Origin of the sequence: Nocardia tenerifensis NBRC 101015 (assembly GCF_000308715.1) — a bacterium.
GTDB classification, from domain to species: domain Bacteria; phylum Actinomycetota; class Actinomycetes; order Mycobacteriales; family Mycobacteriaceae; genus Nocardia; species Nocardia tenerifensis.
Window position 1 is genome coordinate 1 of record NZ_BAGH01000326.1, and the last position, 1,540, is coordinate 1,540.

Genomic DNA, 1,540 nt, shown 5'->3' on the forward strand with positions numbered 1-1,540 from the left:
CCAGCACCCGCAGGTCGGCCTCGGCGTCGGCGGTGGTGCCCTCGGTCAGCGCGGTCCCGCACTCCGCGAGGCGGGTGGCCACCTCGGCCACCTCCGCGGCCGTCGGCAGGGTGAGCCGCACGATCGCGCGCAGGCCGGCCGGGCCCGCGGGGTCGTCGAAGGTGCCGATCACCTCGCGCCCGACGGCGGCGAGGTCGGGCTGGGCGGGGCGCAGCAGGCTGGTCACCCGCACGGCGCGGTCGTCGGCCACCGTCTCCAGCGCCTCGAGCAGTTCCAGGCGTTCCTGGCGCGAATCTCGCACGGCGCGTTCGAGTTCCAGGCGGCGCATGCGAATTCGCTCCTGCGCCACGGTGAGTTCGTCGAGACCGAGCAGTTGGTGCAGCGCGTCGAACAGGTCGCTCGGCTTGCCGTCGACCAGCGCGCCGAGTTCGCTGTAGGACAGGAACGGGCGGTACAGCTCGAGCCGACCGGCCCAGCGGTCCAGGTCGAATTCCGTTGGCTCGCCGGGCGGATGCTGCTCGGTCCAGGTCGCTTCGGGCAGGTCCGCGTCGGCCGCCCACTCCTTGGCGATGGTCAGCTGCGGCTTGCTCCCGGTGGTGAGCAGCTCCACCTCGATGCGGGCCGTCGCGCCGTCGTGCAGGTTGCGCCAGCCCTCCCGCCAGGCCGCCGACCGACCGTCCCAGCGGCGGTTTCCGCCGGTGAACACGAGCTCGGCGGCTTCGGCGAAGCTGGATTTGCCGCTGCCGTTGCGGCCGACGACCAGGGTGAGGCCGGGGCCGGGCGGCAGCTGCAGCTCGGCCTGCGGGCCGATGCCGCGGAAGCCGCGGACCCGGATGGCGCGCAGGAAGATGCCTGCGTCGTCGAATTCGGCTGCCCTGTCATCGTTCTCGGCGCCGCCGAGGGCGCGCAGGACGGTTCGCGCGACCGAGGGCGTCACCGTGGGATCCGCGGCCAACCTGCGGGTCACCACCTCGGTCAACCGCGGCACCGGATCGGCTTCGGGACGCATTTGGTCGGGACCCCCTCCACCACCGAGCCGCTACACGTCCTCCGATCCCGTGTGCGGCGCCACTGTCGAAGCTGTGCGAAACGCTACCCGATCGCGTCGGATTCGCCCACCGGAGGTAAACCTCCGGTGCCTCCCGAATCTGCCCGCGGGGATGGATATGGCCATCGAGACGGCTGGGGCCGCGCCTCGATGTCCACCCCTCGCCAACCCCGGCGGGCAGCTCGATGTGTATCACCCGATTTGGATGGTTCGGTCGAGCCGAACAGGACAGAATGCCAGAGAACATCTTTGTACGCAAGAGGTTTCCGCCGACGAAATTCGCGACGGCGCAGCGATTTCCGTGCGAAACACACCGGCCGGCGCGGCACTTGTCGGTGGGCTGAGGTACAAATCCGGTCAACCGACGAACGGGGGAAGACATGACGCGCTGGAGCGAGGACCAGGTCACGGCGCTCGCGCCGGACGCGAGCTCGCTGTCGGCCGCGCGGAAACTGGCCGGCGCTGGCGCGGCGCCGGGCGGCACGACACCGC

At 71.3% G+C, this 1,540-nt stretch carries 1 protein-coding gene; it reads right to left on the bottom strand.

Features of this window, described 5'->3' with window-relative positions:
* Positions 1 to 1,009, bottom strand: a 1,009-nt coding sequence (locus tag ON39_RS26180; RefSeq protein WP_040738406.1) for an AAA family ATPase, incomplete at its 3' end; no start/stop codon positions are given.
* Between the last annotated feature and the right edge of the window lie 531 nt (positions 1,010 to 1,540).